Raw genomic sequence first — 21,315 nt, forward strand, 5'->3', positions numbered from 1 at the left:
CGGTCAGGCGAGCAGGTCGCGGCGGCGGAGGGCGGCGAGGCCGGCCGCGGTGCAGGCGGCCGCCAGGCCGGTCAGCGCCAGTGCGGGACCCCACGCCGCGGCCCCGTCGCCCGGCAGCCTGGGCAGGTGGGCGAAGGGCGAGAGGTCCATGACGGCCTGCGGGAGTTCCAGGGCGGGGCCCACCCAACCCAGGGCCAGTGCGGCCCCGGCCACTGCCCAGGCGGCCACGGCGTACCGGGGGGTCGCGCCGTGCAGCAGGGCGGCGAGGGCCCCGATCAGCCACACCGCCGGGAGCTGAGCCAGGCAGGCGGCCACCGCCTCGGGCACGTCGCGGCCGTGCCCGAGGCCGAGTCCGAGTCCGGCCGCCAGGAGGATCAGCGCCGAGCCGCCGAAGGCGACGGCCAGGTGGCCGCCGGCCCAGCGGAGCCTGCCGACGGCGTTCGCGAGGAGCGGTTCGGCACGCCCGGCGGTCTCCTCGCCGGTGAGCCGCAGCACCGCCGAGACGACGTACAGGGCGGCGACCATGCCGAACATGCCGGTCATCGTGGCGAGGAAGGCGTCGGTGAGCCCGCTTTGGCCGCCCATCCGTTCGATGATCCGCCGGGTCTTCTCGTTGTCGCCGACCAGTTCGGCGGCGCCGTCCGTCATGGCGCCGAACACCAGCCCCGCGGTGAGGAAACCGAGGCTCCAGCCCGTCAGGGCGGACCGCTGCAACCTCCAGGCCAACGACCCGGCCGAGCCGAGGCGTCCCCGCGCGGGACCGGGGCGGGCGGGCAGGAAGCTCATGCCGAGGTCGCGCCGCCCCGCCAGCAGGTAGGCGGCCGCCAGCAGGCTGGCCGTGGCCGCCGCGAACAGCCCGAACACCCACCAGCGCTCGCCCGCGAAGGGCCGTACGTGTTCCAGCCAGCCCAGCGGCGAGATCCAGGTGGGTACCGAGCCGCCGTCCGGGGCGCCCGCGTCTCCGGCGGCGCGCGACACGAAGGCAGCACCGATCAGGGCTCCGGTGAGCCCCTTGGCGAGGCGGGCGCTCTCGGTGAGTTGCGCCGCCACGGCGGCGAGGCCGGCGAACAGCATGCCGGTGGCCGCGAGGGCGAGTCCGAGCGCGGCGGCGCCGCCCGCGCCGCGTCCGGCCAGTCCGGCGCTCACCAGAAGGGCCACGGTCGCGTTGGCGACGAGGGCGGCCAGCAGGGCCGCGGTCAGCGGGGCGCGCCGTCCGACCATGGCGGCGCAGAGCAGTTCCTGACGTCCCGTCTCCTCCTCGTCCCGGGTGTGGCGGACGACGATGACCAGGCTCATCACGGCGGCGAGGACACCGGCGAAGACTCCGCCGCGCCAGGCGGTCAGGGCGCCGACGGAGTCCGCGAACAGCGGTCCGTACAGGGCGCGCAGGGAACCGTTGGTCCCCATCGTGCGGAGCAGGGAGGCCCGTTCGGCGTCCGTCCCGTAGACCGATTCCAGGGCGCCCGGCAGGCTCAGCACGAGCATCGTCACGACCAGGATCCACAGGGGCGCGAGGACGCGGTCGCGGCGCAGTGCGAGGCGGAGCAGGGTTCCTGTCCCGGCGAATCGGTTCGTCATCGCGCGGACGCCTCTTCCGTCGTGTAGTGGCGCAGGAACAGCTCTTCGAGGGTGGGCGGGGTCGAGGTCAGGGACCGGACGCCGGCGGCGGCGAGGGAGCGCAGGACGGCGTCGAGCTTGTCGGTGTCGGCCTGGAGCGTGACCTTCGTCCCCCGGACCTCCACGTCGTGGACGCCGGGCAGGTGCGCGAGGCCGTCGGGCGGTCCGGCGAGCTCGGCGCGCAGGGACGTGCGGGTGAGGTGGCGCAGGTCGGCGAGGGAGCCGGTTTCGACGGTGCGGCCCTTGCGGATGATGCTGACGCGGTCGCAGAGGGCCTCGACCTCGCTGAGGATGTGCGAGCTCAGCAGGATGGTGCGCCCGGCGGCGCGGGCCTCGGTGACGCAGGTCTGGAAGATCTCTTCCATCAACGGGTCGAGGCCGGAGGTGGGTTCGTCCAGGACGAGGAGTTCGGCGTCGGAGGCGAAGGCGGCGACGAGGGCGACCTTCTGCCGGTTGCCCTTGGAGTACGTACGCCCCTTCTTGGTGGGGTCGAGTTCGAACCGTTCGGTCAGTTCGGCGCGGCGGGCCTCGTCGAGGCCGCCGCGCAGTCGACCGAGGAGGTCGATGACCTCGCCGCCGGAGAGGTCGCGCCACAGGGTGACGTCGCCCGGAACGTACGCGAGGCGGCGGTGCAGGGCCACGGCGTCGGCCCACGGGTCGCCGCCGAGGAGCTCGGCGGTGCCGGAGTCGGCGCGCAGCAGGCCCAACAGGACGCGGATGGCGGTGGACTTGCCGGCGCCGTTGGGGCCGAGGAAGCCGTGGACCTCGCCGGTGGCGACCTGGAGGTCGAGGCCGTCCAGTGCGTGGGTGCGGCCGAACGACTTGTGGAGTCCGGCGACGCTGATTGCCTTCGTCATGGTTCTGAACGTACGGTAGTTTCACAAATTTGTGAAGATAGGGAATCGCGTAAAGTTCGGAGGGTGGCGGACGAGATGGCACGGGCACGGCAGACGGCAGGGGTGCGGGACGAGGAAGCGGTCTCCCGTTTCGTGGAGCGGTTCGCCGCGCAACTGACCGAGGCGGGCATGCAGCGCATGGCCTCGCGGGTCTTCGCGCAGCTGCTCGCGAGCGACGAGGGCGCGATGACCTCGGCGGAACTGGGCCGGGCCCTGCGGATCAGCCCGGCGGCGGTGTCGGGAGCGGTGTCCTACCTGACGCAGGTCAGCATGGTCAGCCGTGAGCGCGAGCCGGGTTCGCGACGGGACCGGTACGTCCTGCACAACGAGCTCTGGTACGAGACCTTCACCCGCCGCGATCAGATTCTGACGCTGTGGGAGAAGACCCTGCGCGAGGGGGTGGCCGGCCTCGGAGCCGACTCGCCCGCCGGAACCCGCATCGCGGAGTCGGCGGCCTTCTTCGAGTTCCTGCAGGACGAGCTGCAGGGAATGATGGACCGTTGGCGCACCCACCGCGCGACGCTCGACCTCGACGGATAGTGCCACCGCCCGCGACCCGCCACCCGCACGGGGCCTGGGGGCGGGGGCGGGGGTTTCGGGACCGCGGTTGCCTCAGGTGGTCCCGGGAGCCTCCGGGAAGGCGAGGGAGGGCGCGCCGCCCGCCCACCACACACCGATCACGAACGCGGCCGTCGCCTCCAGGTACGCCGCCCGGTCCAGCGCACCAGCCGGCATGGGGCTCCGTCCCGTGGCGGTGATCAGCTCCGTGACGTGCTCGACGGCGCGCGGATCGTCCGCGCAGAACGGCACCGCGGGCGCGGTCACTCCGAAGGCCGCGGCGGGATGCTCCCACATGCTCGCGTGGACCAGGTTGAAGGCCTTCACCACACGCGCCCCCGGCGCCGCCGCACCGATCAGACCCGCCACGCTCGCCCCGGCAGCGGTCGTCAGCATCACCCCGCCGGGCCCGGGAGCGAGCGGGTTCGTGCAGTCCACGATGGTCCGCCCGGCCAACGCCCCGGCATGCTCCCGCGCCAACACCGGCGCCACCGGGGCCGGTACCGCGAGAAGCACCGCCTCCCCACGTCCCGCGGCCCACGCCGTCGTCCCGTGCCCGGCGGCACCGATCCGTCCCGCGAGGACTTCGGCGGCTTCCGTGTCCCGCCCACCGACGAACACCTCGTGCCCAGCCCTCGCCCACGCGCCGCCCAGCGCCGCCGCCATGCCCCCCGTACCCAGTACACCGATGCGCATCGCCCTGCTCCCTCTCGCTCGTCACGTCGCGGCACGTTCTCGGGTGCCGCGGAACGACGCTAGGCGGGCCGACGCACACCGTTCGGTGTCCATCGGACGAGGCAGGATGGACGCCATGGAGCAACCGACCGACGCGGCCCCGGGCCTGCCCGACCTCGCGCACACGGCGGACTGCCGCGCACGCGTCGCCTTCGAGGTGCTCGCGAACCGCTGGGACAGCGTCGTCGTCTTCACCCTCGGGCAGAGCGGCCCGATGCGGCCCCGCGCCCTCGTCGCGCGCATCGGCGGGATCAGTCCGAAGGTCCTGAACCAGGCGCTGCGGCGACTGGAGTACAACGGCCTCGTCGAACGCCGCGCCTACGCCGAGGCCCCGCCGCGCGTGGACTACCACCTCACCGAGGCCGGTACGGCGCTGCTCACGCCCATGCGTGCGATGGGGGCGTGGGCCGCGCGGTACGCCGACGACGTACTCGACGCCCAGGACCGGTACGAGAACCGCTGAGACCCGCACGGGAGGGCACGTCGGGTGGGTGCGGGAGCCGATGGGGTGAGTCCGCGCCACCCGGCAGCCGTTCCGGCCGTTCGCAGGACGGTCGACCCCCAGCACCCCAGCGGGAGTCCAGATGCGCCTGACCGGAACCGCCCTCGCAGCCCTCGCACTCGTCCTCGGCGGCGCCTGCGCGGCCACCGCCGACCACTACGGGAGCGGCGCGTCCGCGGAATCCTCCGCGGAGGCCTATGCGGCGGCGTACGCCGAGGCCTACTCGGCGGCCTACGCGGAGTCGTACGCCGATTCCACCTCGTCGTCCTCCGCCGAGGCCTCCGCGGCACCGTAGGCGGACCACTCCTCCCGCGGCGGATCCTCAACCGGGACGGGCTCGAACAGCGCCCCCGAGGGGAACCGACCCGGCATTCACGCGGGTGAACGCGACATGGAGGGGGGCGGCTGCGGCTGAGCGCCTGCGGGCCCGGACGAAGCAGGCCGCGACCCATCGAAGGCGGGAGCGCCTTCGGGAGCGCGCGGGGAGGGGGAGGACCGCCGCCGGCTCCTCGGCGCCCCTCACCGGGTGAACGGCCGGAAACGTCGGTTTCCCCGGGCCCGGAGCCTCGTTGGGCAGCGCATGATCAAGAAGACGATGACCCTCGCCCTCGCGGCCGGTGCCGCTGCCCTCTCCCTCGCCTCACCGGCCCTGGCGGACGACGCTCCGGACGTTCTCAAGCCCCTCGTCGACTCCAGCACCGTCACCAAGAACGTGGTCCAGAAGCCGAACGTGAGCGTGGACGACACGGTCGCCGCGCTCGCCAAGGCCACCGACAAGGTCAACGCCTCTCAGGGCTGACGAACGCTCCCACCCGAACAGAAGGAGGAAACGAGGACGCGTCTCATCGCGGCGACCCTCCCTGCCGTGCCCGGGCCTTCCGGGCACGGTTCTCCTCGCGGCGGGACCTCCGGGGCAGCCTGGTCCGTACGAGGAGGACGACGGCCGAGGCGGCGAACAGGCCGGCGGTGATCAGGAGCCACCGGGACAGGAACCCGTCGGCGGGCAGGCCGGTGGAGGCGGTGTAGTGGCCGCCCTGTTCGAGGATCAGCGGCCACCAGACGAGGAAGAGGACACCGGAGACGAAGGCGGGAACGCGGACGTGGTTGAAGCCCGTTCGCGACGGCGGCCGGTCCGTCGCGGCCCCCGCCCGCCACAGGCGTCGGGCCGCGCGGTCGGTGACCGAGTAGAGCGGGAGCAGGACCAGGTCGTGCAGGACCGCGGCGCCGACGAACCACATCGCCACGCCCACCGCGTCGCCCCTCAGGAGCCGGATCCCCGCGTACAGGGTGAGGGCGAACGACGCCAGGACGAGCAGGAGATGGAGCGGCGGGGCGCCGTAGCGTCGGCGAAGGGCCGCGACCGAACCGCGGGCGCCGGGACTCACGCCGGTTCTCCGAAGGTGAGGCGGCCCACCCACTTGGTGTTGTGGACGCCGGGTGCGCCCGGGACGATCACCCGGGCCGGGTATCCGTGATCCGCCGACAGGTCCGCGCCGTTGACCCGCAACGCGAGCAGGGACCGCGCGTCACGGGCCTGGTTGGAGGCCAAGACGACGGAGGAGAAGGATCCGCCCCGCTGGACGGACTCGACCAGGACCCGGGGCGTGTCGCCGCCGAGGCCGACGAGGGCGGCGAGATCACTCAGGCGGACCCCGGACCACCGCTGGTCCGGGGTCGACCAGCCCTCCACGCAGGCGATGGGCAGGGACGATTCGCTCCGGGGCAGGGCGAGCAGCATCGCGCGCGTCAGCACGACCTGCCGTCCTCCCCCACGCACGGTCAGCCGCCAGTCGGGTCCGATGTCCCCGGACCGGATGCCGCTCGCCGCCGCGGTCTTGTTGATCTGGAACCCGTTCGGCCCGCTGCCGGGATCCCGCCCGTGCGGGGCCAGCAGGGCGGTCCGGCGCCACCGGCCTCCGATGCTCTGCCCCGCGGTCACGAGGAACAGGGCGAGCGATCCGGCTCCGACCATGGCGACCGCGCCCCGGCGGGAGATCGTCGGCGGATCCGGGTGCGGCGCCACGAGACCCGCGGCCTCGTCCGTACCGGCTTCGGGCTGATGGTGCCTACCCGCCCGCACAGCGCGCACGGCCCGGGGCAGTCGGAGGGCGACGTGGACGACGAAGGCCCCCATCAGGATCCAGGCGGCGTAGAAGTGCAGGACGTAGAAGGAGCCGGGGAAGACGTAGTCCAGCTGGATGTTCAGGATCCCGGTGACGAAGGTGAAGCCGGCGCCGCCGACGAGCAGGAGCAGCGAGATCCGCTCCAGCGCGTGGGCGACGGAACGCAGGGGCGGCCACGCGAACAGCTTCGGGATCACCGACCACAGCTTGGCCAGCAGGACCGGGACCAGGACCACGCCGAGCACGGTGTGGGTGCCCTGCGTCACCCGGTAGAGCCAGTACGGGGACGTGGGCCAGGCGAACAGGTAGAAGCCGAGCAGGCCCTTGTCCGGTGTCTGGTCGTTGCGGGGGTCGAGGTCCGGGTTGTAGGCGGCGTACGAGAGCAGGCCCGTCACGAACAGCACCGGGATCCCGACGAGCAGGACGAGCCCGAAGACGCCCGTCAGCCAGGGGCCCCGGAGCGGGCTGCGCCAGAAGGCGGGGCGCGCGGGCCCGGGGGGAGGTCCCGCCGCGAGCGCGGCCCGGGCGCGGCGCGTGAACCGGCGCGGGAGGGCGCGGGCCGGGGTGGCCGGCTTCGACTTCGGCTGCGGCTTCGGAGGCGGATCCGCGCTATCCGGTGTGCCCTCGGCCCCACCGTCACTCGGGTCCATCGCGCCCCTCCCCGTGTGCTCTTCGGACGCCCCGGTGGGACTCGGTAGGGAGAACATCCCCCACCCGGCGGCGAAGCGGGCCGTGACACGCCACACGTGCGGGGCCGCTTCCGCTGGGTGGGCGCGGGCCGGCGGTCGCGGGCCGGGCGGGGTGATGACGGAACCCTTACGTCCAGGCGTGGGAGGCCTCCCCGACGCCCCGCGCTGCGTAGCGTCCGGAACATGCGCGTACTCGTCACCGGAGGAGCCGGATTCATCGGCTCCCACATCGTCACGGCCCTCAAGGGGCGCGGGCACGACCCCGTCGTCCTCGACGCCCTGCTGCCCACCGCCCACCCCGACACCCCGGCGCCGCCCGACACGGAGTTCCTGCGCGCCGACGTGCGCGACGCCGACGCCGTCCGGGCGGCGCTGCGCGGGGTGGACGCGGTGTGCCACCAGGCGGCGATGGTCGGCCTGGGGAAGGACTTCGCCGACGCCCCGGCGTACGTCGACTGCAACGAACTCGGGACGGCGGTGCTGCTGGCGCAGATGGCGGCCGTCGGGGTCCGCGAGCTCGTGCTCGCCGGCTCGATGGTGGTGTACGGGGAGGGCCGCTACACCTGCGAGCGGCACGGAACGGTACGGCCCGGACCTCGGCTCGCCGAGGACCTGGAGGCGGGCCGTTTCGAGCCGCGGTGCCCCGACTGCGGTATCTCGCCCGCTCCGGGCCTGGTCGGCGAGGACGCGCCGACCGATCCGCGGAACGTCTACGCGACGACGAAGCTGGCCCAGGAACACCTGGCCGCCTCCTGGGCCCGCTGCGTGGAAGGCCGTGCGGTCTCGCTGCGCTACCACAACGTGTACGGGCCGGGGATGCCGCGCGACACCCCGTACGCCGGGGTGGCCTCCTTCTTCCGGTCGGCCCTGGCCCGGGGCGAGTCCCCCCGGGTCTTCGAGGACGGCGCGCAGCGGCGGGACTTCGTCCACGTGGGTGACGTGGCCTCGGCGAACGTCGTGGCCCTGGAGGCCGTCGGGGGTCGGGCCGCAGGGGTGCTGACCGCGTACAACACCGGCAGCGGGCAGCCGCACACGGTCGGCGAGATGGCGTCGGCGCTGGCCCGCGCGTACGGCGGGCCCGCGCCGGTGGTGACCGGTGAGTTCCGGTTGGGTGACGTGCGGCACGTCACCGCCGACTCCTCCCGGCTGCGCGACGAACTGGGTTGGCGCGCGGAGGTGGCCTTCGCGGACGGCATGACCGAGTTCGCCCGGGCCGGTCAGCGGGCCTCGGCGGGCGCGGGCGGCTGAGGCACCGGGCGGCCCCGGGCGGCGGACGCGCGGCCCCGGGCGGCGGGCGGCCCCGGCGGGTCGGTGCGGGCCGGCCCGCGCGGCCGGCCCGCGCGGGCCGGAAGGGGCGGTGGGGGCGGCTCACACGGGGGCGGGCAGGGTCAGTTCGAAGCGGCAGCCGCCGGGCACGTTGCGGACGTCGGCGTGCCCGGCGTGCGCCTCGACGATCCCCCGGACGATGGCCAGCCCGAGCCCCGCGCCCGAGGGCGGGGTGCGCGCCGGTGATCCGCGCCAGCCCGTGTCGAAGACGCGGGGCAGGTCCTCCTCGGGGATGCCGCCGCAGGCGTCGGTGACGGACAGCACCACCGCGTCGTCGCGGCGTTCCGCGGTGATCGCGACGGTTCCGTCCGCCGGGGTGTGGCGAATGGCGTTGACCAGCAGGTTCGACAGGACCCGGCTCATCTCCCTGCCGTCGACCTCCACCGGCAGCGGTTCGACGCCCCCTCCGGCCAGGCGCACCCCGTGCTGCCGGGCCAGGGCGTCGGCGCCGGCCAGGGCATCGCCCACGAGGTCGTAGAGGGAGATCCGGGTCCGGCTGAGCGAGAGCGCGCCGGCGTGGATGCGGGACAGCTCGAACAGGTCGGTGACCATCGAGTTGAGGCGCTCCACCTCCGCGCGCATCTGCCGGTGATAGCGCTGCGGATCGGCCACCACACCGTCCTCCAGCGCCTCCGACATGGCGCGCAGCCCGGCCAGCGGGGTCCGCAGGTCGTGCGAGATCCAGGCGACCAGTTCGCGCCTGGAGGTCTCCAGGGCTCGTTCGCGGGCGCGCGAGGCGGCCAGTCGCTCGCTCGTGAGGGCCAGTTCACGGCTCAGCGCCGCGAGTTCGGCGGGGGCCGGTGCCACGGGAGCCGTGAAGGTGCCTTCCTCACCGAAGTCGCGTGCGGCGGTGAGCAGCTCCCGGCAGCGCAGCACGACCTGGCGGCCCAGCAACAACGCGGTGGCGAGCGACACGGCGGCCGCCATCGCGACGACGGTGGTCACCACGGTGAGGTCGTGGGAGGAGAGGAACATGGCCCAGGCTACGGAGAGGGTGCCGGCGAGCATCGCGGCCACGGCGACCGCCGCGACGACCCCCAGGGACACGGCGACGCTCCGGCGGCGCAGTATCCGCAGCGCGACGGCGCCGAGCGCTCCGGCCGCCGCCGCGCCGAGGAAGGCGTACAGGGCGATGAGGAGCAGGTCACGCACGGTCGGCCCCCGCCCCGGTCGCCGTACCGGCTTCCGGCGCGGCTTCCGTCACGGCTTCCGGCGCGGCTTCCGGCGCGGTGTCGCTCGTGGCACGGTCCCGGTCGGACGGGTGCGGACCCGCCTCGAAGCGGTACCCCGCGCCCCACACCGTCCTGATCAGTCGCGGGTCGGCGGGATCGCGCTCGATCTTCGCCCGGAGCCTGCGGACGTGCACGGTGACGGTGGACAGGTCGCCGAAGTCCCAGCCCCAGACGTCACGCATCAGCCGCTCCCGGTCGCAGACCTGCCCGGCGTGCCGCAGGAAGTAGGTGAGCAGGTCGAACTCCCTGAGGGTGAGAGCCAGTTCGGCGCCGTCCTTCGTCGCCCGCCGGGCGGCCGGGTCCACGGTCAGTCCGGCCGCGGCGAGCACGGGCTCCTCCTCGGTGACGGCGGCGGACGCGCGGCGCAGCACCGACCTGACCCGCAGGACCAGTTCACGCGGGCTGAAGGGCTTCGTCACGTAGTCGTCCGCGCCGACCTCCAGACCCAGGATCCGGTCCTCCTCGTCGCCGCGCGCCGTGAGCATGACCACGGGCAGGGTGCGCCGCCCGTCGCCGTCCGCGCGCAGCCGGCGGCAGACCTCCAGGCCGTCCATGCCGGGCAGCATCAGGTCGAGGACCACCAGGTCCGGCCGGTACCGGGCGGCGGCCTCCAGCGCGGCCGGGCCGTCCGCGGCCCGGTGCACGGTGAATCCGGACCGCTCCAGGTAGCCCGCCACGACCTCCGAGACGGTCGGGTCGTCGTCCACGACCAGGACGCGGCCCGCCATGCCGGCGGGCGTGCCGGAGGCGGGGTCGGGTGCCGGGCCGGGGCCGGTGTCATCGCTGATTGCCATGCCCCCAGGGTGACACCGTGCCGCGCCCGACGGACCCGCGCCCTTGCCCGGAGGGCGCGGTGTCCGCGTTTCGTAAGGTCTGGGGGCCCCTCCCCGGGCCTTCGGGTTCCTACGGTGTGGAGGGTGACTCCTTCCGCTCGTCCGCCCCGCGCGGACCTCGTCCTTCCCTGCCTCGACGAAGCCGAGGCACTGCCCTGGGTGTTGGCCCGGGTGCCGGCCGGCTGGCGGGCCATCGTCGTCGACAACGGCTCCACCGACGGTTCGGCCGACCTCGCCCGCTCCCTCGGGGCCACCGTCGTGCACGAGTCCCGGCGCGGTTTCGGGGCCGCCTGCCACGCCGGGCTGCTCGCCGCGCGCGCCGAACTCGTCTGCTTCTGCGACTGCGACGCCTCCATGGACCCCGCCCTGCTGGCTCCCATGGCCGACCGGGTCGCCGCCGGTGAGGTGGACCTGCTGCTCGGCCGTCGCCGTCCGCGCGGGCGCGGCGCCTGGCCGGCGCACGCGCGCGCCGGGAACATCGCCCTCGCACGGATGCTGCGCCACCGCACCGGACTGCGGCTGCACGACCTCGGGCCGATGCGGGTCGCCCGCCGCGAGGCCCTGCTCGGCCTGGGGCTGACCGACCGGCGCAGCGGCTACCCGCTCCAGATGGTCGTACGGGCCGCCGACGCGGGCTGGCGGGTGGCCGAGACGGACGTCCCGTACCTGCCGCGCTCCGGGAAGTCCAAGGTCACCGGGACCTGGCGGGGCACCTGGAACGCCGTGCGCGACATGCGCCGGGTCCTGGCCGAGCCACCGGCCGCCCGGCCCGCACGGAACGGGGGGATCTCCGCGTGAGCACCCTGCTCGTCATCGCCAAGGCGCCCGTACCGGGGCGGGTGAAAACGCGCCTGACCGCCCATTTCACCCCACAGCAGGCCGCGGACCTGGCGCGCGCCGCCCTGGAGGACACCCTCGCGACGGCCTTGGCCACGCCGGCCAGGCGGCGCGTCCTGGTCCTCGACGGGCGGCCGGGGTCCTGGGTCCCGGCCGGCATCGAGGTGGTCCCCCAGAGCGCGGGCGGCCTGGACGTCCGACTGGCCGCCGCCTTCGCCCTGGCCGACGGGCCCGCCCTGCTGATCGGCATGGACACCCCGCAGGTCACCCCCGACCTCCTCGCGCCCGGGCTCGACTTCACCGAGGTGGACGCGTGGTTCGGGCCCGCCGACGACGGCGGGTTCTGGGCCCTGGGCCTGGCCGAGCCCGACCCGGACCTGCTGCTCGGCGTTCCCATGTCGGAGGCGCACACCGGTCGCGTCCAGCGACACCGTCTGACCGACGCGGGACTCACCGTCCGGAACCTGCCCGAACTGTGCGACGTGGACACCCCCGCCGACGCGCGACGCGTCGCCGCGACGGCGCCGTGGACCCGTTTCGCCGCCCTGCACACCGGCCTGTGCGCGGTGACGCGATGACCGCCGGGCTGGGCGAGCCGGCCCTGGGGGCCTGGCGGGCCGACCCGTACGCCGACGCCCTGCGCGCCGGGCGGGGCCCGCTCTACCTCCGGCGCCACGACGGTTGGCTGCTCCCCCTCGAAGTCGAACGGTGGTGCGCCGGGCCCGACGCGGCGGACGACACCGTCCTGGCCCGATGTACCGGCCCCGTCCTCGACATCGGCTGCGGGCCGGGCCGCCTGGTCGCCGCACTCGCCGCACTCGGGCACACCGCGCTCGGGGTGGACGTCACCCCCGAGGCGGTGGCCAGAACCGTCCGGGCCGGCGGCAGCGCCCTGTGCCGGTCCGTCTTCGACCCGCTCCCCCGCGAGGGCGGTTGGGGCACGGCCCTGCTCATCGACGGCAACATCGGCATCGGCGGTGACCCGGCCGCCCTGCTGCGCCGGGTCGCCGCACTGACCGCGCCCGGCGGGTCCGCCCTCGTCGAAGTGGCGGCGGCCGATGTCGACGAGCGCGTCGAGGTCCGCGTCGAGGACGGCGCCGGCGGCCGGGGGGCCCGCTTCCGGTGGGCCCGGCTGGGCACCCGCGCGCTGTGCGCCGAGGCGCGGGGCGCGGGTTGGACCCCGTACGACACCTGGCGGGCGGGGGGACGGCACTTCGTGCGGCTGACCCGCTGAACGGCGCTCCGCCGGGAGCCGCCGGCGCGGGGTCGCGACGGCGCGGACCCCGCCCCGGCCGCCGCCGGCGCGGGGCGGGGTCTCAGGTCCTACGGCCGACCCGGCGCCGCAGGGCCCGCAGGGCGGCGTACCCGGCGGTGAACAGGGCGAGGGCCGCCACGGCGAGCAGCCAGCCGCGCGGGTAGTCCAGTGGCAGCACCGTCGGATTGGCCACGGGTCCGGGGCGCAGGAGCGGGGGCAGCGCGATCAACGTGAGGGAACCCGCGACGATCAGGGCCGCGCGCGGGACACCGCGCGGGCGCGCGCCCCCGGCGGCGGCGAGGGCGCCGACCGCGAGCACCAGCGGCGCGAGGAGCCCGTCGTGCACCACGACCGCTCCCCCGAGCCACGCGGCGATCCGCCACGGCTCGGGCTGCCGCGCCAGCAGCCATGCACCCCAGGCCGCGCACAGCAGGCCGCACGCGCCGGTCAGGTGTCGAAGGCCCCTCACGCGACCTCCAGCCGGCCGACCCACTTGGTCTGCAGGACGCCGGGCCGGTTCGGGGCGATGATCCGCGCCGGATGGCCGTGGTCCAGGGACAGCACCTCGCCGTTGATGCGCAGCGCCAGCAGGGTGAGCGGGTCCTGTGCGTGGTGGCGGCCCATCTCCGTCACCCGGTAGGCGCCCGCCGCTTCGAGGGAGACCACCCGGGCCCCCGCGCGCGGGCCGCCGCCGGCGCGCTCCAGGAGGTCCCGTACCCGTACGCCGGTCCAGCGCGCGGACTTGCTCCAGCCCTCGACGCAGGCGAGGGGCAGGGTCACCTCGTGCTGCGGCATCGCGCGCAGCTCGTCCAGCGTCAGCGTGTACGGGCGCGGCCCGGTGACGGTCAGCCTCCAGTCGAGCAGCGCCTCCCGGGTGACGCCCGCCGCCGCGGCCGTCCGGTTCACGGGGAGCCCCTGGGGGCCGTGGGCGGGGCTGCGGGGGCCGAACAGTTCCAGGGGGCCGAGGGCGGTGACGGACTGTCCGACCGTGGTCAGTGTCACGGCCGTGACCGCGGCGCCCACGCCGAGGAGGAGTTCTCGCCGGTCCGGCCCGTCGGCCGCCGGCAGGGCCAGGGTTCCGGGGGAACGGCGGGTGTAGTGGTCCCGGATCTCGGGCCACCGCACGGCCACGTGCAGGAGCAGGGACCCGAACAGGAGCCAGCCGACCGCGTGGTGCACGGGAACGAAGGCGAAGGGCCACGGATACCACTGGAAGGTGTTGAGCAATCCGGTGAACAGCTCGAACAGGGCGGCGGCGACGAGGACGGCCACGGAGATCCGCTCCAGGGCGTGCCGCGCGGACCGCACCGGCGGCCACGCGAACAGCCGTGGGTAGACCGCCCACAGCTTCGCGGCCAGCAGCGGGACGGCCGCGATGCCGGACGCCACGTGCAGGCCCTGGGTGAGCCGGTAGCCCCAGTACGGGCGGCTCGGCAGCCGGTCGACCAGCAGGCCCGGCGGGTGTTGCAGGACGTGGCTCAGCAGGCCGGTCGCGAAGCAGACGACCACGGCAGGGCCGAGCAGGCGGCCGATCACGGTCGCGGTGCGGGCATCGTGCAGGGGCGCCGTGAAGACGACGGGCCGCCCGGGTCGGGGGATGAGGCGCATGGCTCCATCACACCCCCGGTGGGGCCCGCGCGGGCGGCCGGAACACCTTACGAATCACGGACACCGAGGTGGCGGGGCCCACGCGGGGGCCGATTCCTGGAACGCTTCCGCAGGTGACCCCGCCCACCACTCCGCGCGTCACCGCGCCCGCCGGCCCGCGCACCCGCCCCACCCCGCGCGCCGCACTCACGACGATCGCCCTCGCCCTCGCCGCCCTGACGGCGGGCCTCGCCCTCACCGTCACGTACGGGAACCGTTTCGGCGGCCCCGTCGGGCTCTTCGGGTGGTACGCGCTGTGCTGGGCGCTGTTCGTCGTCGCCCTGCTCGCGCTGCGCCGGGTTCCGTCCCGCCTCGTCGTGTGGCCTCTCGTCGCGGGGGCCGTGGCCGTCACGGTGACCGGGCTGCTGGGGCCGCCCCGGACCAGCACCGACTCCTACCGCTACGCCTGGGACGGCCGCGTCCAGTCCGCCGGCGTCTCCCCGTACGACCACACCCCGCAGGCCCCGGCCCTCGCCCGGCTGCGCGACCCCTGGTTGTTCCCCACCGGAGCCGTGTGCGCCGGCCCGGACCTCGCGCCCCTCCCGCCGGTCGAGGGCACCGCTCGCTGCACGCGCGTCAACAGGCCCGGCGTGCACACGATCTACCCGCCCGTGGCCGAGGCGTACTTCCTGGCCGTCGACCGGCTGTCCCCCGCGGACGCCCGGCACAAGCCGCTGCAGATCGGTGCCGCCCTGGTCTCCCTCGGTGTCACGGGCGTGCTGCTGCTGATCCCGCGGCGGCGCGGCGGGGACCCGCGGAGGGCGGCGTACTGGGCCTGGTGCCCGGCCGTCCCCCTGGAGGCGGTCAACAACGCGCACGTAGACGTGCTCGGCGTGCTCCTCGCCGTCGCCGGACTCGGCCTCGTCGCCTCCCGGGCCCTGACGCGGCGGGCTGTGGGCGGCCTGCTGATCGGCGCGGCCATCGCCACCAAGCTGATGCCGGCCGTCGTCCTGCCCGGCGCGCTGTCCGGGGTCCGCCGCGCCCGCGACGCGGCCGTCGTGCTGCTGCCCGCGGCGGCCTTCGTCGCGCTGTCCTACCTCCCGTACGTCCTCCTCTCGCGCGGCTCCGTCTTCGGCTACCTCGGCGGGTACGTCGAGGAGGAGGGCTACGACGACCCCTCGGCGGGATCCCGCTACTCGCTCCTGCGTCTGGTCCTGCCCGACAGCTGGGCGCTCCCCGTCCTGGTCGTCGCCGTCGCCGCCGTGGCGGTGCACGTCATGCGGCGCGGCGATCCGCGCCGACCCTGGAGCGGCGCCCTCCTGGTCACCGGCTGCTCCTTCCTCCTCCTCACACCCGGCTACTCGTGGTACGCCCTGCTCCTGATCGCCCTCGTCGCCCTGGACGGGCGCTGGGAGTGGCTGGGCGTCCCCCTCGCGGGCGCCGCCGTCTACGTACTCGGCCCCACGTTCCACTTCCGGCCGTGGCTGAGCGCCACGGCGTACGGGGCCGCGCTTGCCCTCGTGCTGGTGGCGGGCCTGCTCCGGCGCGGGCGGGGGGCGGGCGAAGCGCCCTGAGGAACCGACGGACCGGCGGCCGCGCTCATGCGGCGACGGCCTCGATCAGGCAGTACGGAGCGGCCCGGGCGAGCGGGGTGACGGAGGTGACGCGCAGGTTCGCCGCGCGGCACAGGTCCTCGAAGTCCGCCCGGGTGCGTTCCCTGCCGCCGACGTTCACCATCATGTTGAGGTCGCTGAGGTAGACGCCCTCGTCGTCGGCGCCGACGACCTCGGGAAGCACCGGCTCCACGATCAGGACGACGCCTCCGGTCGGCAGCGCCCGCCGGCAGTGGCGCAGGATCGTGACCGCCCGCTCGTCCGTCCAGTCGTGCAGGACGCTCTTGACGAGGTACGCGTCCGAACCCGCCGGTACGGAGCGGAAGAAGTCCCCGGCCACCAGGGAGCAGCGCTCCTCCAGCCCGTGCCGCGCCATCGTCCTGCGCGCCTCGGCCAGGCCGCTCGGGGTGTCGAGGACCACCCCGCGGAGATCGGGGTACGTCGCCAGGAGGGCGGCCATGAGCGTTCCGCTGCCTCCGCCCACGTCGGTGACCGAGGCGAACCGGCCGAAGTCGTGGGCGCTCGGGAGCACGGAGGCGGTGTCGGTGACGACCTGGCTCATGGCCGCGTTGAAGTGCTCGGACAACTCGGGGCGTCGGGCGAGGTGGTCGAAGAAGTCGGTGCCGAAGACGGTGTCGAAGGCGACCTCTCCCGTACGGACGCTGCGGTCCAGGTGCTCCCAGGCCCGCACGATCACCGGGTCGGTGAACACGCGCACGAAGGACGTGAGGGAGTCGGGGTGGTCCGGGTCCAGGAGCGCCCCGGCCGGGGTCACCGAGAAGGTGTCGGGGGTGTGTTCGGTGAGCAGGCCGAGGGCGGCCAGGGCGCGCAGCAGGCGTGTCGTGGGCCGGTGCGCGGTCCCGGCGGCGTCGGCGACCTCGGCGGCGGTGCGGCTCCGGCCGTCGCCGATCAGCCGGACGACGTCCAGGCGGACGGCCGCGCCGAGGGTGTGTGCGGCCATGCTGCCGAAGGCGAGCCGGACGAGGTGTTCGCGTCCGGCCGCCGTCGGTGCCGGCGGGACTTCGGTGTGCGTCATCGCTGTGGTTCCTTCCGTCGTGTCGGGAGGTGGCCGGTCGCCGATCGGCCGGTGGGACGGGGGCAAGGTCAGGACCCGGTGGACGTCGTCGTGCCGGCCAGGGTGGCGGGGGTGCATCCGGCGATGGCCCGGACGTCGCGGTGCAGATGGGGCTGGTCGGCGTACCCGCACGCGGCGGCGACGTCGGCGGCCGGCCGGCCTGCCAGAAGGGCGCGGGCGGCGTGGTCGAAACGCACCAGCATGGCGGCGCGTTTGGGGGTCAGGCCGATCTGCGCGCTGAACCTGGACCGGAGGCGCTTGCGGCTCCACCCGCCGGCGGAGGCGAGCTCTTCGACCCGCACCCGGCCCCGGCGGGCCACGATGGTGTCCCAGGCGGCGGCGACCTCGGCCGCCATGGGCGGAGCGCCCGCCGCGCGTCGCCGCAGGAATCCGTCCGTGAGGGCGAGCCTGTCGTGCCAGGACGCCGTGTCGACCAGTCGTTCGCGCAGCAGCCGCGCGGGGCGCCCCCACAGGTCCTCGAAGGCGGTGATGGAGCCGTCGAGTTCCAGCGGGGAGACCCCCAGCAGGGCGTAGGCGGCCCGGGGTGACAACGCCACCTCGACGCATTCGACGGCCTCGCCGCGGATGCGGGCCGGACCGGGGGACATCGCGGCCACGAGTCCGCCGAGCCGCCGGTCTCCGCAGGCGCCCTCCACCGTGATGGGGGTGGGCCCCAGGTTGATGACGACGATCACGGCGGGCTGGGGCAGCACCCGCAGGTCGAGACCGCCGGCGTCGCGGTCGCGAAACCCGGCCATGCGTACGCCGCTCGGCAAGCTGCCGCCGCGGGGGCGGGCGACTTCCCAGCGGCCGTCGTCGGTGTGCTCGGAGGGTGTGTCCCCCGTGTCGTCTTCGGGCATGCCACCAGCCTCGCCCACCGGCCGAGCCCTGTCTTGGACGAATGTTCCCCCGGTCCCCCGCAGCCCGGGTGCCCCCGTCCCCCGGCGCCCCGTCCCCCGGTGCCGGCCCGGGAGGGGGCCGGTGGCCGAGACAGCGCCGACGCGAGCGGTGGGGCAGGTGCCGTCCACCCGCCGGGGGGCGCGGGGGACGGCACCGCCCGTGGGCGGGACGGCCCGTCAGTCGGACTCCGCTTCGCTCCGGGAAGCGCAGTCGCGGGGACCGTTCAGTACCCACGCCATGGGGACCGCGGTGATCGCCGCCACCGCGGTCCTGGCCCACCACGACGGGATCAGGTGGTCACAGGCCACCAGTACGGCCGCCCAGGAGGCCAACGCCGCGCACTTGACGAGCAGGCGGCGCGACGGCGTCACTTCACGAGGGCGCTCAGGCACCCGGTCACCCCGCCCGCGACGGTGTTCACGGCGATCTCGCGGGCGACCTTCTTGTTCACCTTGCCCACGATCAGGGCCGCGGCACTGCCTATCCCGGCCCGGACGAGGCAGTCCTTGGCCACCTGGGTCATGTCACTGCCTTCGAGGGCCTTGCAGTACTTGGCCCGTTCCTTTCCCGACTTGGTCTTGTCGAAGTAGCAGTTGGCGACGTTGTGCTCCTGGCGCGGGTCCACGAACAGCTCCCACGTGGCGGGGTCGTCCCCCGCGTGGACCACTGCGGTGACCTGTCCCCCGGTCGGCTGCGGGGTGGCACCGGCCACGCCCGAACCGGCCAGGAGGAGGCCGCCCACCATGGCGGCGGCCGTCAGACGCGCTGCGACGTTCTTCACTCGCTCGTTCCCTCGATCTGATCGTGCTGGGGAAACACCTGGTCAGGACGTTCCCTTGTTCGATCTTCAACTTAGGAGCGCGAGATCATCCGCCGGAAGGCACCGGGACGTGCCTTGGGGGTGCCTCCCTGACCGCTCGTGCCCCGGTGGCCCCGCCGGGGCGCGGTCCGCGACCGCCGCGAGCCACTACGATGCGTAGCCCGTCCCCCAGAACATCAAGGTTCCTTTCCCCGCTCCCATGGCACCGCATCCTTTGACCCGCCTCCGGCTCGTGGCCGGTCTGTCCCATCCCGCCTACGCGCGGCTGATCGCCGACACCCACGCCCTGCTCGGCCACGGCGGTATGGCCGCCCGCCGGGAGAAGGTCTCCCGCTGGGAGTCCGGCCGCGTCACCCCGGACCTCACCACCCAACTGACCATCGCGCACGTCCACCGGATACCCGCGGAATTCGTGCACCGGCTCGGCTGGCCGCACTGGCTGTCCCTGGCGCCGGACGACGCTCCGCTGTCGGAGGGTCCGTGGGACACCGACGGCGCCGTCGAGGTCGCCCACCGCGCCGTCACAGCGGGCCGGGGCCCCGCTCCGGAGCAGCCGACCGTGACCGGGCCGGCCCTGCGGCTGCTCGTCGACCGGGCCCGCGCCGCCCTCGCCTCCCCGTCCTCACCCGCGCGGGACGGTCGGCCCGCGCTCGACCCGCGTCTGCTCGACGCGGCGGAGGGCCGCCTCCAACACCTTGAGGTCCCGGAGTGGGCCCCTCATCAGGCCCGTGCGCAAGCGCCCCCGCTGACGGCCTCGGCCCTGTTGTCCGCGGCGGCTGCCGAGCACCGCTTCGCGGTGCACCTGGCCACCCACACCGGCGGCGGCGAACGGCTCCTGGGACTGCTGCGCCGCACCGCCACCCTGTGCGCGATCCTCAGCTCCAGCACGGGAGAGGAAGCCCGGGCGGAACGTTACGGGCTCGCCGCCGTGCGCGCCGCCGCGGCGTCGGGCGACTCCCACCAGGTCGCCGCCACGCTCTCCCACCTGGCCCTGCGACACCTCAGCGCCGGCGATCCCGCCGATGTGCTGCTGCTCCTCGATGCGGCGCGGTCGGTGATGACCGCTCCCTCCGACCACTTCACCGCCTCGCTGTACGCCAAGGAAGCCGTCGCGCGCGCCCGCCTCGGGGACGCCGGCGCGAGCCTGCAGGCGCTGGGCCTGGCCGACGGTGCGGCGGCCCGGGCCGGCGACACCCCCTGCCCCTACGGTGACCACGTCGACGAGGAGAAGATGCGGTTCGGCCGCGCGAAGGTGTGGAACGAACTCGGACGCCCCCGGAGGGCGCTCACGGGCTTCGCTCCCTTGACCCGGCTGATCGACACCCCTACGCACATGTCGCCCCAGACCGCCTTCCGGCTGCTCCAGCCCATCGACGCACAACTGGCCCTGGGTGACCTGGACGCCGCCGCACACGGCCTCCATCAGGCCGTCACCCTCACCGGAACGCTGCCGGACGGCCTGATCCGCCAGTACCGGCGCAGATTCGCCGCCCACAGCCGCCACCGGCTCGTCGAACCGCTGTGGTCGTTCCTCGCCACCGACTGACACGTAGGATCAGCCGGTTCACGCCCCGGCACGGAGGTCCCCCTGGTGAGCGCGCTGTTCGATACCCACACCCGTCACGGCGGTCTGTTGCCGATGCGGCTTCATTCCCGGGTCGAGGACGGCGAGGAGTTGCCCGCGCTCGTGTGGTCCCCGGGGCCCGGCATGCGGATGATCAGCAGCGCGGTACTCGGCGGAGGCATCGGGGAACGTGCCTGGATCCTGAACGCACAAGTGGCCCACGGATACCGGCGCATCGATCCGCAACGGCATCTGGCCGATCTGGCGCACCGGTTCGGTGCGGAAGGCGAGGGGGTCGGACTGCTGACGGCCGCGGACGTCCGGGCGTACGGCCGGGGCGGTGATCGCGGGGTCGAGGCGGTGGTCACCGCGGGTCTCGGGGTACGCGGATGGGCCGCGTCCCACGCCGATTCCGAGCCGGCGCCCAAGCCCGGGACGATCAACATCGTCGTCGCGCTCCCGGTGGCCCTGACCGACGCCGCCCTGGTCAACGCGGTCGCCACGGCCACCGAGGCCAAGGTGCAGGCGCTGGTGGAGGCGGGGTACGACTGCTCCGGCACACCGACCGACGCGGTGTGCGTCGCCGCGCGGACGCCGGTGGAAGGCGCGGACGTCCACGCCTTCGCAGGGCCCCGTTCTCCGTGGGGCGCACGCCTGGCGCGCGCGGTGCACGCCGCCGTCCTCGCCGCCATCCCCTGACCCTCCCCGGGTCTCACCCCGTGCTCCGGCCGGGGCGCCTCCGTCCGGGCCGGACACGGTCGTGGCGTCCCCGCCCCCTCGCGAGCCTGCGGCCCTCGCGGGCGGTGTCGTACGAACGGACGACCGGCGGGACGACAGCGCGGGCGGGGCGGTGGCCGGTGCCTCGTCCTGCCCGACCGTCGATCGGATGACCCGGGCTCCGCGGTCCCGTCCCTAGCGTGGGCACACGGCGGCGAACCGCGCCGCCCGATGGAAGGACGTCCCATGCCCACGTCACACGTCGCACCGCCCCGTCTGGTCATGCCCGGCCACTCCTCCGCCGAGGTGAGCGCCGACCTGGCCGAGGAGCGCGACTGGATCCCGCCGCTCGTCGCCCCGGCCGCCGCCTCCCACTGAACCGCCGGGCCGTCGCGGGGGGGGGGGGGCCCGCCCCCCCCCCCCCCCCCCCCCCCCC

The 21,315-nt window shown here is 74.9% G+C and carries 25 protein-coding genes; 12 read left to right on the plus strand and 13 right to left on the minus strand.

The window, feature by feature from the left end:
* Positions 1-3: 3 nt before the first annotated feature.
* Both AB0D01_RS36880 and AB0D01_RS36885 read right to left on the minus strand, forming a co-directional pair.
* On the minus strand, positions 4-1,578 hold the full coding sequence (locus AB0D01_RS36880; protein ID WP_363063256.1) for an ABC transporter permease: 1,575 nt from the start codon (positions 1,576-1,578) through the stop codon (positions 4-6).
* A complete protein-coding gene (locus AB0D01_RS36885; RefSeq protein WP_363063258.1) occupies positions 1,575-2,474 on the minus strand; it encodes an ABC transporter ATP-binding protein in 900 nt (299 codons plus the stop codon). The genes AB0D01_RS36880 and AB0D01_RS36885 overlap by 4 nt, the downstream gene beginning before the upstream one ends.
* 75 nt (positions 2,475-2,549) lie before the next feature.
* Here AB0D01_RS36885 and AB0D01_RS36890 point away from each other — a divergent pair, with 75 nt between their 5' ends.
* Positions 2,550-3,053, plus strand: coding sequence for a MarR family transcriptional regulator (locus tag AB0D01_RS36890; RefSeq protein WP_363063300.1), 504 nt, complete (start codon positions 2,550-2,552; stop codon positions 3,051-3,053).
* A gap of 72 nt (positions 3,054-3,125) precedes the next feature.
* Here AB0D01_RS36890 and AB0D01_RS36895 read toward each other — a convergent pair whose 3' ends face one another.
* Positions 3,126-3,767 (minus strand): NAD(P)-binding domain-containing protein, encoded by a 642-nt coding sequence (locus AB0D01_RS36895; RefSeq protein WP_363063260.1) that lies wholly within the window; start codon positions 3,765-3,767, stop codon positions 3,126-3,128.
* 115 nt (positions 3,768-3,882) lie between these two features.
* Between AB0D01_RS36895 and AB0D01_RS36900 the strand changes: the two genes are divergently transcribed.
* The 3 genes from AB0D01_RS36900 to AB0D01_RS36910 all read left to right on the plus strand — a co-directional run bounded on the left by AB0D01_RS36900 (position 3,883) and on the right by AB0D01_RS36910 (position 5,107).
* Positions 3,883-4,269 (plus strand): helix-turn-helix domain-containing protein, encoded by a 387-nt coding sequence (locus AB0D01_RS36900; protein ID WP_363063262.1) that lies wholly within the window; start codon positions 3,883-3,885, stop codon positions 4,267-4,269.
* 121 nt (positions 4,270-4,390) lie between these two features.
* Positions 4,391-4,603: a hypothetical protein gene (locus AB0D01_RS36905; RefSeq protein WP_363063264.1), complete on the plus strand. Its 213-nt coding sequence runs from the start codon at positions 4,391-4,393 to the stop codon at positions 4,601-4,603.
* Between the two features lie 285 nt (positions 4,604-4,888).
* The gene (locus tag AB0D01_RS36910; protein WP_363063266.1) at positions 4,889-5,107 is read left to right on the plus strand and encodes a hypothetical protein; all 219 of its coding nucleotides are present in this window, start codon (positions 4,889-4,891) and stop codon (positions 5,105-5,107) included.
* A gap of 43 nt (positions 5,108-5,150) precedes the next feature.
* Here the strand turns inward: AB0D01_RS36910 and AB0D01_RS36915 are convergent, their stop codons facing one another.
* Together AB0D01_RS36915 and AB0D01_RS36920 are read right to left on the minus strand one after the other, a co-directional pair.
* Entirely contained in the window at positions 5,151-5,693 is a 543-nt protein-coding gene (locus tag AB0D01_RS36915) for a hypothetical protein (protein ID WP_363063268.1), read from the minus strand.
* Positions 5,690-7,081: a molybdopterin-dependent oxidoreductase gene (locus AB0D01_RS36920; RefSeq protein ID WP_363063270.1), complete on the minus strand. Its 1,392-nt coding sequence runs from the start codon at positions 7,079-7,081 to the stop codon at positions 5,690-5,692. The genes AB0D01_RS36915 and AB0D01_RS36920 overlap by 4 nt, the downstream gene beginning before the upstream one ends.
* 222 nt (positions 7,082-7,303) lie before the next feature.
* Between AB0D01_RS36920 and AB0D01_RS36925 the strand changes: the two genes are divergently transcribed.
* Entirely contained in the window at positions 7,304-8,368 is a 1,065-nt protein-coding gene (locus tag AB0D01_RS36925) for an NAD-dependent epimerase/dehydratase family protein (protein WP_363063272.1), read from the plus strand.
* Between the two features lie 120 nt (positions 8,369-8,488).
* Here the strand turns inward: AB0D01_RS36925 and AB0D01_RS36930 are convergent, their stop codons facing one another.
* A complete protein-coding gene (locus tag AB0D01_RS36930; RefSeq protein ID WP_363063274.1) occupies positions 8,489-9,598 on the minus strand; it encodes a HAMP domain-containing sensor histidine kinase in 1,110 nt (369 codons plus the stop codon).
* On the minus strand, positions 9,591-10,406 hold the full coding sequence (locus AB0D01_RS36935; protein WP_363063302.1) for a response regulator transcription factor: 816 nt from the start codon (positions 10,404-10,406) through the stop codon (positions 9,591-9,593). Before AB0D01_RS36935 ends, AB0D01_RS36930 begins: the two co-directional genes overlap by 8 nt.
* A gap of 189 nt (positions 10,407-10,595) precedes the next feature.
* Here AB0D01_RS36935 and AB0D01_RS36940 point away from each other — a divergent pair, with 189 nt between their 5' ends.
* Genes AB0D01_RS36940 through AB0D01_RS36950 form a run of 3 tightly spaced genes read left to right on the plus strand, consistent with a single transcriptional unit; the run spans position 10,596 to position 12,582 of the window.
* Complete coding sequence (locus AB0D01_RS36940) at positions 10,596-11,309, plus strand: glycosyltransferase family 2 protein (protein ID WP_363063276.1); 714 nt, start codon at positions 10,596-10,598, stop codon at positions 11,307-11,309.
* Positions 11,306-11,926 (plus strand): TIGR04282 family arsenosugar biosynthesis glycosyltransferase, encoded by a 621-nt coding sequence (locus tag AB0D01_RS36945; protein ID WP_363063278.1) that lies wholly within the window; start codon positions 11,306-11,308, stop codon positions 11,924-11,926. The genes AB0D01_RS36940 and AB0D01_RS36945 overlap by 4 nt, the downstream gene beginning before the upstream one ends.
* Positions 11,923-12,582, plus strand: a complete 660-nt coding sequence (locus AB0D01_RS36950; RefSeq protein WP_363063280.1) for a methyltransferase domain-containing protein — start codon at positions 11,923-11,925, stop codon at positions 12,580-12,582. The genes AB0D01_RS36945 and AB0D01_RS36950 overlap by 4 nt, the downstream gene beginning before the upstream one ends.
* An 82-nt stretch (positions 12,583-12,664) precedes the next feature.
* On the opposite strand, the gene AB0D01_RS36955 is transcribed toward AB0D01_RS36950, so the two are convergent.
* Both AB0D01_RS36955 and AB0D01_RS36960 read right to left on the minus strand, forming a co-directional pair.
* Positions 12,665-13,072 carry a hypothetical protein gene (locus AB0D01_RS36955; RefSeq protein WP_363063282.1) on the minus strand — a complete coding sequence of 136 codons (408 nt, stop codon included), beginning with the start codon at positions 13,070-13,072 and terminating at the stop codon, positions 12,665-12,667.
* On the minus strand, positions 13,069-14,211 hold the full coding sequence (locus tag AB0D01_RS36960) for a molybdopterin-dependent oxidoreductase (RefSeq protein WP_363063284.1): 1,143 nt from the start codon (positions 14,209-14,211) through the stop codon (positions 13,069-13,071). Before AB0D01_RS36960 ends, AB0D01_RS36955 begins: the two co-directional genes overlap by 4 nt.
* A gap of 113 nt (positions 14,212-14,324) precedes the next feature.
* On the opposite strand from AB0D01_RS36960, the gene AB0D01_RS36965 reads away from it, so the two are divergent.
* Entirely contained in the window at positions 14,325-15,764 is a 1,440-nt protein-coding gene (locus AB0D01_RS36965) for a glycosyltransferase 87 family protein (protein WP_363063286.1), read from the plus strand.
* 25 nt (positions 15,765-15,789) lie between these two features.
* Here the strand turns inward: AB0D01_RS36965 and AB0D01_RS36970 are convergent, their stop codons facing one another.
* From AB0D01_RS36970 to AB0D01_RS36985, 4 genes are all read right to left on the minus strand, one after another.
* Positions 15,790-16,839, minus strand: a complete 1,050-nt coding sequence (locus AB0D01_RS36970) for a methyltransferase (RefSeq protein ID WP_363063288.1) — start codon at positions 16,837-16,839, stop codon at positions 15,790-15,792.
* 68 nt (positions 16,840-16,907) lie between these two features.
* On the minus strand, positions 16,908-17,738 hold the full coding sequence (locus tag AB0D01_RS36975) for an AraC family transcriptional regulator (RefSeq protein ID WP_363063290.1): 831 nt from the start codon (positions 17,736-17,738) through the stop codon (positions 16,908-16,910).
* A gap of 216 nt (positions 17,739-17,954) precedes the next feature.
* On the minus strand, positions 17,955-18,149 hold the full coding sequence (locus AB0D01_RS36980) for a hypothetical protein (RefSeq protein WP_363063292.1): 195 nt from the start codon (positions 18,147-18,149) through the stop codon (positions 17,955-17,957).
* On the minus strand, positions 18,146-18,559 hold the full coding sequence (locus AB0D01_RS36985) for a hypothetical protein (RefSeq protein ID WP_363063294.1): 414 nt from the start codon (positions 18,557-18,559) through the stop codon (positions 18,146-18,148). The genes AB0D01_RS36980 and AB0D01_RS36985 overlap by 4 nt, the downstream gene beginning before the upstream one ends.
* Positions 18,560-18,797: 238 nt before the next feature.
* On the opposite strand from AB0D01_RS36985, the gene AB0D01_RS36990 reads away from it, so the two are divergent.
* The 3 genes from AB0D01_RS36990 to AB0D01_RS37000 all read left to right on the plus strand — a co-directional run bounded on the left by AB0D01_RS36990 (position 18,798) and on the right by AB0D01_RS37000 (position 21,257).
* The gene (locus AB0D01_RS36990; protein WP_363063296.1) at positions 18,798-20,144 is read left to right on the plus strand and encodes a hypothetical protein; all 1,347 of its coding nucleotides are present in this window, start codon (positions 18,798-18,800) and stop codon (positions 20,142-20,144) included.
* Between the two features lie 93 nt (positions 20,145-20,237).
* Positions 20,238-20,861 carry an adenosylcobinamide amidohydrolase gene (locus tag AB0D01_RS36995; RefSeq protein WP_363063304.1) on the plus strand — a complete coding sequence of 208 codons (624 nt, stop codon included), beginning with the start codon at positions 20,238-20,240 and terminating at the stop codon, positions 20,859-20,861.
* A gap of 264 nt (positions 20,862-21,125) precedes the next feature.
* The gene (locus AB0D01_RS37000; RefSeq protein ID WP_363063298.1) at positions 21,126-21,257 is read left to right on the plus strand and encodes a hypothetical protein; all 132 of its coding nucleotides are present in this window, start codon (positions 21,126-21,128) and stop codon (positions 21,255-21,257) included.
* The last annotated feature ends 58 nt before the right edge of the window (positions 21,258-21,315 follow it).

Source organism: Streptomyces sp. NPDC048606 (assembly GCF_040650855.1).
Taxonomy (GTDB): Bacteria; Actinomycetota; Actinomycetes; order Streptomycetales; family Streptomycetaceae; genus Streptomyces.